This window comes from Streptomyces sp. UNOB3_S3, assembly GCF_020740895.1.
Taxonomy (GTDB): domain Bacteria; phylum Actinomycetota; class Actinomycetes; order Streptomycetales; family Streptomycetaceae; genus Streptomyces.
In genome coordinates this window covers 1-8,517 of record NZ_JAILXP010000315.1, presented here as the reverse complement: position 1 = coordinate 8,517, position 8,517 = coordinate 1, and the positions used below count along the sequence as shown (strand labels likewise).

Below are 8,517 nucleotides of genomic sequence, written 5' to 3'. Positions count from 1 at the left end.
GCCTGGTCGATGATCGCCGAGGCGAGCCGGGCCGGGAGCCTCGGGGGGATCCAGGCCCGCCAGAAGCGCGCCAGCGGGGCCGTGCTGGGCGGGGTGGAGAGGGAACCGACCAGGAGCAGCCGCTCGGCGCGCTCCCCGGCCGGGCAGTCCCGGAGCAGCTGAAGGGCGGCCTCGCGCCAGCGCAGGGCGGCCATCCGCGAGCCGATCTCCCGCAGCCGCTCCGCGATGACGTCCTCCAGGACGCCGTCCAGGACACCGTTCGGAGCGCCGTCCCGAGCGCCGTCCGGGGCGTCCTCCCCGCCGAGAACCCGCCCGACGTCCGGGACCGGCAGGTCCAGGGTGCGCAGCGAGCGGATCAGCCGGAGCCGGTCGAGGGCCTCGGGGCCGTACCGGCGGTGGCCGCCGGTGCTGCGCCGGGCCTCGGGCAGCAGACCGCGGTCGGAGTAGAAACGGACGGTCTTGACGGTGGTGCCCGCGCGTTCGGCGAGCTCTCCGATGCTCCATGTGTCGTCGCTGGACAACGGGTTGAACCTCCCCCAGGTGGAGTTCCTACCGTACCGACGAGCGCGGGCGGCCCGATCGGCCGGCCCGTGGACGACGGCGTACGAGGAGACGCGCATGACGGCATTCGTTCTGGTGTCCGAGGCATTCACCGGCGGCTGGATCTGGCAGGACGTGATCGCGGGGCTGAGGTCGGCGGGGACGGAGGCGCACCCGGTGACGCTCACCGGCCTGGGCGACCCGGCCCGCCCGGCCGGGCCGGGGACGGACCTGGAGACGCACATCGAGGACGTGGCGCGGGTGATCGACCAGGTGGACGCGCCGGAGGTGGTGCTGGTCGGGCACGGCTACGGCATCCACCCGGTGCTCGGCGCCGCCGGGCGCCGCCCGGGGCGCGTGGCCCGGATCGTCTATCTGGACTCCGGTCTGCCGCAGGACGGTGACGCGCCGCTCAAGTGGGTGCCCGACCCGGTCGTCCACGAGCTGCTGGCGGGGTGGGACGGAGGCGACCGGCCGGTCCCCGCGCCGGTTCTCGACGAGTGGGGACGCTGGGGCAGCCTCGACGGCGTCCCGCAGGAAGGGCTGGAGCGGCTGACCCGGCTCGCCGCGCCGCAGCCGGCCGGCACGTTCACCCAGCCGCTCAGGCTGTCGGAGGAGGTCTCCGGCCTGCCGACGACCGGTGTGCTGTGCACCGCCAACGGTTCCAGCATCGAGATGGTGGAGGCGTTCGTACGGCTCGGCGACCCCCGGATGCGGGCGCTCGCCGACTCCCGGGCGAGCTTCTTCGAGCTCTCCACCGGGCACTGGCCGATGCTCTCGTGCCCGGCCGAGCTCGCCGGGGTGCTCGTACGGGCCGCCGCGGGCGAGGGGCACCGGCTGTCGGTGGACGAGGGGCCGGGCCGGGGTTCGTTCCTCCTGGACGTGCCGGAGCGGCCCCGCGAGCGCGTGGGGCGGGTCGATCTCCACCTTCCGGACGCCGACGGGCCCCGGCCGGCGGTGGTGTTCGTCCACGGCGGCCCGTTCCCCGCCGACGTGCGGCCGACGCCCCGGGACTCGGCCACCTTCACCGGCTACGGCCGGTACGCGGCGAGCCTGGGAGCGGTCGGCGTGACGGTCGACCACCGGCTGCACGACCTGGCCGACTTCGGGCGCGCCGCCGAGGACGTCGCGGCGGCCGTCGAACTCGTCCGGGCCGACCCGCGCGTCGACGCGGAGCGCGTGGCGCTGTGGTTCTTCTCCGGCGGCGGACTGCTGTCGGCGGACTGGCTGGCGACTTCCCCGCCGTGGCTGCGCTGCGTGGCCGCGACCTATCCCGTCCTCGCGCCGATGCCGAACTGGCCCGGGACCGTCCCGGACCGGTTCCGGCCCGCCGAGGCGATACAGCGGGCGGGCCGGCTGCCGTTCGTCCTCACACGGGTGGAGCTGGAACGGCCGGAGATCGCGGCGACGGTCCCGGAGTTCCTGGCCGCCGCCGAGAAATGCGCGGCCGCCGTCGAGATCGTCGACGTGCCGCTCGGCCACCACGGGTTCGAGACGCTCGATCATACGGAGGAGGCGCGGCGGGCCGTGGAGCGGGCGATGGGGGCGGTGCTGGGGCACCTGGAGGGCTGATCCGGGGGAACGAACGGGAAGGGGCCCCTCCGCCAGGGTGGCGGAGGGGCCGGTGGAAGGGGACGCGGTTACGCCGTGGGGGCCGCGAGGCCCATGGCGATGAAGTGGAACGGCTGGGGGCTCCAGGTGCCGCCCGGGTTGGCGGTGAAGATCACGGCAGCGGTCGTGGAGACGCTGTGGACCGTGACGATCGGCGTGGCAAGGCCCACCGCCGCGGTCGCCACGACGGACGGCGGGGAGGTGAAGGGCCTGGCGAACGTGATCGTGAAGGTCGAGGTCGCCGACCGGACCGAGGTGAACCCGGTGCCGGAGACGACGGCCCCGCTGGCCGCGACCGTTCCGTACACCCGCCGCTCCACGGGTTGCGGCGCGCTCACGCGGAAGCTGAGCTTCGCCGAGGTGGCGCCGATGGTGAGGCCGTCCGGGACGGTACGGTCGCCCGGGGCGGCGGTCGCCGCCGCCAGGACGTTCACGGAGTAGAAGCCCTCCGGCTTGTTGCCGATGGCCTCGGCCTTGAAGCGCACGAGACGCCCGTCGGGGTCACGGCTCTCGATCGGCAGCGGCCGGTTGATACCGGAGTCCAGGTTTATGAAGCGGATCTCGCCGGTCGGGGGGAAGACCAGGCCCTCGGGGAGCTTGACCTGGATGATCTCGCCGGGCTCGACCGGGTTGCCGTCGACGTACACCTCGATAGTGAACGAGGCGTTGGCTCCCGGCTCCAGGATCAGCGGGTTCGGGTTGCCCTGGTTGATGTGGAATGCCATGTCTTTTCTTCCTCTTCTCTCGGTTTCTCTCGGTGAGTGGTCACCCGTCGGTGACGGGTGCCTTGTGCGGGAGCCGGATCCCGGGCGCGGCCCGGTGGTAGGCCGCGAGTTGTGCGGTGGCGATCCGGTCCCAGTCCAGGTGAGCCACGGTCGGTGGCCCCTTCGCGCCAAGCGCCGCGCAGCGGGCCGGGTCGCGGGTGAGGGCGGTCAGGGCGTCTGCGTAGGCGTGGAGGTCGCCGGGTGGGACGCGTACGCCCACGTCGTCGGTGACCAGGTCGCGCAGGCGGGGGATGTCGAAGGCCAGTACGGGGGTACCGGTGGCCAGGGCCTCGGCGGCGACCATGCCGAAGGTCTCCTGGCGGCTGGGCACGCAGGCGAGGCGGGCCGAGGCCAGGAGGTCGAAGCGGGCGGGTCCGTCGACGCGGCCCAGCCAGTGGACGCGGTCGGCGATGCCGAGGTCGGCGGCCAGGGCGCGGGCTTCGGCGGCGTGCGGGCCGTCGCCGGCGATGTGCAGGTCGGCGGTGGTGTGCGGGGCGGCGAGGGCGTAGGCGCGCAGGAGCAGATCCAGGCCCTTCGAGGTCGTCTCCAGACGGCCGAGGTAGAGGACGTGGTCACCGCGCTCGGCGGAGGGCCGGTCGAACGCGGCCGGGTCGACGCCGTTGGGGATCACCTCCACGCGCGCCGCCGGATTGCGCTCGCGCAGCTCGGCGCCGAGACCGTCGCTGACCGCGAGCAGCGTGGTGTGGGAGGCGAGTCCGCGTCGTTCGACGGCGCCGAACGGCAGGTGGAACTCGCGGGCCTTGTCGGCCGCGAACAGCCACTGCACCAGACCGACGACCGGCCTGCGGGTCAGGTACGGGACGCAGACGGACGAGAACGGGGCGGCGAAGTCCTCCACCACGACGTCCGGGTCATGACGGTACGTCAGCCACGACAGCCGGGTGACGACGACCACGAAGTACGCGATCTGCGCGGCGAAACGACTGCGGGCCAGCGGCCCGAGGTGCGCGGGCAGCGGCACGTACCGGACGCCGTCGCGGACGGTCGCGGTGGCACCGGGCCACGGGGCGACGACGACGATCACCTCGACTCCGCGCGCGGCCAGCCGCCGGTTCACCTCGTGCGTACGGACCGAACCACCACCCGCACCGGGCCGCCGGGGGTCCTCGAAGCCCAGGTGGAGCACCCGGTACGGGCCGGGACGGCGGGGCCGGGTGCGGACGGTGAGCGCCGCCCCGGCCAGTACGGCGAGCGCCGCGAGGGCCCACAGCGCGGGGTACGGCCGCAGCGCGAACAACGCACCGCAGGCCACGGCACCCACGGCAAGCGGTGCGGCGGCCCCCGCCGCCGGGCCGAGCCCGGGTACGCGACGCCGCGCCAGCCCGACCGTCACTACCGCGACGGCGCAGGTCACGGCAGCGGAGCACCAGGCCAGCGCCAGGGGGTGGGCGGCGGTGAGCGCATAGCCGACGCCTCCGGCCAGGCAGGCGAGAGCGAGCGTCACGACAGCCGGCCGGGCCGGGCCCCAGGTCTGGAACACGACGCCCGCGAGGCCGGTCGTGGCGCCCGCGAACCCGGCCAGGGCCAGCGGCGGCAGCAGTATGGCTGACGCGGTGTAGTGCTGCGGCAGCGCAATCCCCATCACCGCGTCGGGGCAGGTGGCGATGGTGACGGTGACAGCGGCGCCGATGGACCAGTGCAGTCGCAACACGCTATGGAAGTGAGCGCTGCCCGCCGGGGACGGGCCCGCGGCGAGCCGGGGGAAGACGACGGTGGCCAGGGCGGTCGACAGGAACAGCGGCACCCGGGCAAGAACCAGCAGCGCCTGGTACGGCGCCAGGTCGGCCGAGCCGCCCCGCACCGCCGTGGCGACCACCACGTCCAGCGTGAACAGCACACAGGTGAGTACCTGGATGCCGCCGATGGCGGTGGCGTGCTGCCATAACCCGTGGCGTCCGGGCGTCGGTTCGACCGCTTCGGGCCGCCTCAGTTCCCCGCGCAGGGCGACGAACCCGGCCGCCGAGGTGACGGCCGCCCCGGCGGCGAACGCGCCGACGGCCCCGGCGCTCCCCCACCCGGCCGCGACGGCCCCGACGGTGACGAGGGCGCGGACGGCCACCTCGGCGACCCGCAGCACGGCCAGCCCGGCGAAGCGCTCGCGCCCCTGGAGGTATCCGGCCCCCACCGAGTTGAGCCACAGCGTCACGCAGGCCGCCGCCAGCCCGGCGAGCGGGCCCGGACCGGCGTACGAGGCGACGGCCCCGCACGCCGCGACGGCGGTCAGGACGGACAGGCCGAGCGCCAGCCACAGGCAGGTGCGCACCGCCGTCCGCCGTCGTGCGCTGCCCGGGGCGCTGTCGGCGACCTCGCGGGCCAGCACCCAGGGAACCGTGGCACCGGCGAGGGTGCCCACGCTGAGCAGGACCGAGGAGACGGCGGCGTAGACGGTGAAGTCGGGTGCGGACAGGCGGTGGACGAGGAACAGGGAGAGCCCGTAGTTGCCCATGCCGACCAGCACGGCGGAGAGGGCGAGGGGCAGGGCTCCCCGCGCCGTCGTCTTCTGCCGGGGCACGGCGGGAGCGGCGGTCGTCGTCATCGTCGCCCCGCCTTTCCGGAGCCGGCGACCAGCGCCCGCACGTCGTACACGCGCAGCGCGCCGACGGTCCTGCCGGGCTCGCTGTGGACGAGCCGGGCCTCGCGCTCCAGCACACCGGGCAGCCGGGTGCCGATGCGCGCGTATCCCTGCTTCACCAGCTCGGTGGACAGCACGAGGTAGTCGACGCGGTCGCGCCTGAGGTCGGCCGTGGTCCGCCAGTCGGCGAGCCGGGCGCCGGGCAGGACGAAGGACGAACCCTCGTCGGTGGCCGCGACGACGCTCCCCTCCGGTAGGTGCGTACGGGACCAGGCCAGGGTCCGCCGGAGGGCGTCGTCGTGCCGGGTGTGAACGCGCACCCAGACGACGGCGTTCGCGGCCAGGGCGAGGGCGGCGAGCACGGCGACCGTCCTGGTCGCCATGGTCCTGGACCGGAGGAGGACGTCGAGCGTGAGTGCGAGGGCGGCGGTGCTGGTGACGACCAGCGGATAGAACATCTGCTCCTCCAGCGTGCCCACCGCCACCGCGTACATCAGGTGCAGCAGCGTGCAGGCCGCCCAGGCCGTGATCAGGGTCCGCCCGGGGCGGACCGTGAAGATTCCGGGGCGCCGGGCGCGGCACCACAGCAGCCATGCGGTCGCGGCGGTGCCGAGGGCGATCAGGGCGTAGGGGACGGCGAACTGGCCCAGCTGGACGAGCAATCGGTCAGTGAACGACACCGTGCCGTCGGCGCTGTTGAAGCCGCTGATCTGCTTGATGCCCAGGGCGCGGGCGATGCCGTCGGTCTTCTGCGCCCACCAGGGCGCCCAGTTGCCGGTCGCCACCACCGTCACGACGTACACCGCGTACCCGGCGACGGTGACGGCGGCCGCCGTCAGCCTCATCCGCCGCACCTCGCCGTGCGCGGCGAGCCCCAGGACGGTGACGGGCACGAACGTGCCCAGCGCGTACGGCTCCTTGGTGGTGATCGCGAGCGCGAACAGCAGCCCCGCGCCCACGCCGGTGGCGGTCCGGCCGCGCGGGGTCGCCGGGGTGCGGGCGAGTACGAGCATGCCGAGCGCGGCGGCGGCCGTGGCCTGGGATTCGAGCATGACGCGGCTGTCGAAGCGGTTCAGGAACGGGTCCAGGGCCAGGAACAGCCCGGCGGCCAGGGCCAGCGGGCTCCGGACCGTACGACGCAACAGTGCGGTGACGGCGACGACGGTCAGCGCACCCGTGACGGCCACGACCGGCCGCAGGTCCAGCACCTGGTGCAGCAGGTCGCCGGAAGCCCGGCCGGTGACGCGCATGAACGCCGCGAGAAGGGCGAAGAGGGCGGGCGGATGGAGGGCGAAGAACTGGCCGTCGAAGACGGGTCCTTGGCCGTCGGCGAGGTGGCGGCTGATGGCGGTGTAGTAGAGCTCGTCGACGTGCACGTCGTACGAGCGCCCGATGGAGGTCAGTCGCAGGGCGAGCGCGAGGGCGAGGAGGGCGGGCAGGGCGCCGAGGACGACGGCGCGGGTGGTGGCGCGGCGGCGGCCCGGTTCATGCCGTCGCGCCCGGGCAGGGGGGTGGGCCTGCCAGCCGAGGATGTCGTAGTGGCGGGCGAGGCGGACGGACACCCGCTCGTCGCCGGGGTCGACGCCTATGCGGGCCAGGACGGCTTCGGCGTCCCGTTCGTCGGCGCCGAGCAGCAGGATCCCGGGGCGGGGGCCCGTGAGGTCGATGAGGTCCGTGGTGCGCAGGGCGGTGAGGTCGGCGCGTTCGAGGAGCTCGGCCGGGGCACTGACGAGCGTGCAGGCGTCGGTGACGGTGCGTCGTTCGACGGCCTTCCCCCGGCCGGTCCCACGCAGCCGGCCGTCCTCGGCGGTGAGCACCGCCAGCAGGTGGGCGGTGGTGGCCGTCCAGCTGAACCTGCCCGCCCACGCCCGGCACTCGGCGTCCCAGCGGGCGGCGTCCCGCGGCGACTCGACGGCGCGCAGGGCCTTGGCGAGCCCGGAGGTGAGGTCGTCGTCGGGGCCCAGGAGCCAGCCCGTGACGCCGTCGCGGACGGTGTCGCGCAGGCCGGGGACGTCGTAGGCGAGCGCGGGCACCCCGGCCGCCGCGGCCTCCATCACCGACAGCCCCCACCCCTCGGCGAGCGAGGTGGTGGCGGTGATCCACGCTGAGTCGACGAGGGCGTCCCGTTCCTCCTGCGACACGCGGCCGTGCAGGACGACGCAGTGGCCGACGCCCAGTTCGTCCACGAGCGCCGTGAGCCCTTCGCGTGCCTCGCCGTCGCCGACGATGTGCAGCTCGGCGCCCGGCAGTTCGCGGCGCAGGGCGGGCATGGCGTGGACGAGCCGGTCCACGCGCTTCTGTGTGACGAGCCTGCCGACGCAGACGACGCGCGGCGCGGGCGCGCGGTGGCGCGGCGCGGTGGGTGGCGGGGGCGTGTCGAGGCCGGCGGGCGCGAAGTGCACCGGGCCCCGTACGGCGAGCCCTCGGCGGATCTCGGCCCGGGTCGAGGGTGACACGGCGCATACCGCGCGCCGCCCGTACACCATGCCGCTCCCCCGCCCCTCCAGCCAGCGGCCGAGGCCGGCGACGGGGCGGGGGAACCACAGGGCGAACTGGCCCTGGTGGACGTGGTGGATGAGCAGGACGACGGGAGTGCGGCGGCGCAGCACGAGGGGGGTGAAGAAGGGGATGCCGTTCTGCGAGTCGATGACGGCGTCGATGGAGCGGCGGTGGCGAAGCAGCCACAGCAGGACGAACGCGTAGACGGTGAACCGGCCGCCGCCACGGACCACCGCGCCGAAGCCGGTGTCCTCACGACGGGCGGCGCCCTGGGGGCGGGAGGTCAGATAGGTGACGCGGACGCCCGCGTCATGGAGCTGACGTGCGACTTCCTCGCAGTACAGCTCGGCACCGCCCGCCTGGGGATGACGACCGTCGCGCCAGTTGCACACGACGACGTGACGGCCCTGCCAGTCCTGGGTGGCGGGGAGGGCGGTCCGCAGGTCCGTCGGGTTCATCCCGCCTCCCCGACAGCGGGGGCGGCAGGGGCGGCGGGGGCGTGGTGAACGA

General features: G+C 74.7%; 5 protein-coding genes. 1 reads left to right on the top strand and 4 read right to left on the bottom strand.

What is annotated here, in order from left to right:
• Positions 1-521: MerR family transcriptional regulator (locus K6I33_RS27105; RefSeq protein WP_229357156.1), on the bottom strand; the 521-nt coding region annotated here is incomplete at its 3' end.
• Between the two features lie 97 nt (positions 522-618).
• On the opposite strand from K6I33_RS27105, the gene K6I33_RS27100 reads away from it, so the two are divergent.
• The gene (locus tag K6I33_RS27100) at positions 619-2,112 is read left to right on the top strand and encodes an alpha/beta hydrolase (protein WP_229357155.1); all 1,494 of its coding nucleotides are present in this window, start codon (positions 619-621) and stop codon (positions 2,110-2,112) included.
• A gap of 68 nt (positions 2,113-2,180) precedes the next feature.
• On the opposite strand, the gene K6I33_RS27095 is transcribed toward K6I33_RS27100, so the two are convergent.
• From K6I33_RS27095 to K6I33_RS27085, 3 genes are read right to left on the bottom strand one after another with little or no spacing between them, the layout of a single operon-like run.
• Complete coding sequence (locus K6I33_RS27095) at positions 2,181-2,876, bottom strand: hypothetical protein (protein ID WP_229357154.1); 696 nt, start codon at positions 2,874-2,876, stop codon at positions 2,181-2,183.
• Positions 2,877-2,916: 40 nt separating this feature from the next.
• A complete protein-coding gene (locus K6I33_RS27090; RefSeq protein ID WP_229357153.1) occupies positions 2,917-5,472 on the bottom strand; it encodes a glycosyltransferase in 2,556 nt (851 codons plus the stop codon).
• Positions 5,469-8,465 carry a glycosyltransferase gene (locus tag K6I33_RS27085; protein WP_229357152.1) on the bottom strand — a complete coding sequence of 999 codons (2,997 nt, stop codon included), beginning with the start codon at positions 8,463-8,465 and terminating at the stop codon, positions 5,469-5,471. The genes K6I33_RS27090 and K6I33_RS27085 overlap by 4 nt, the downstream gene beginning before the upstream one ends.
• Positions 8,466-8,517: the final 52 nt, after the last annotated feature.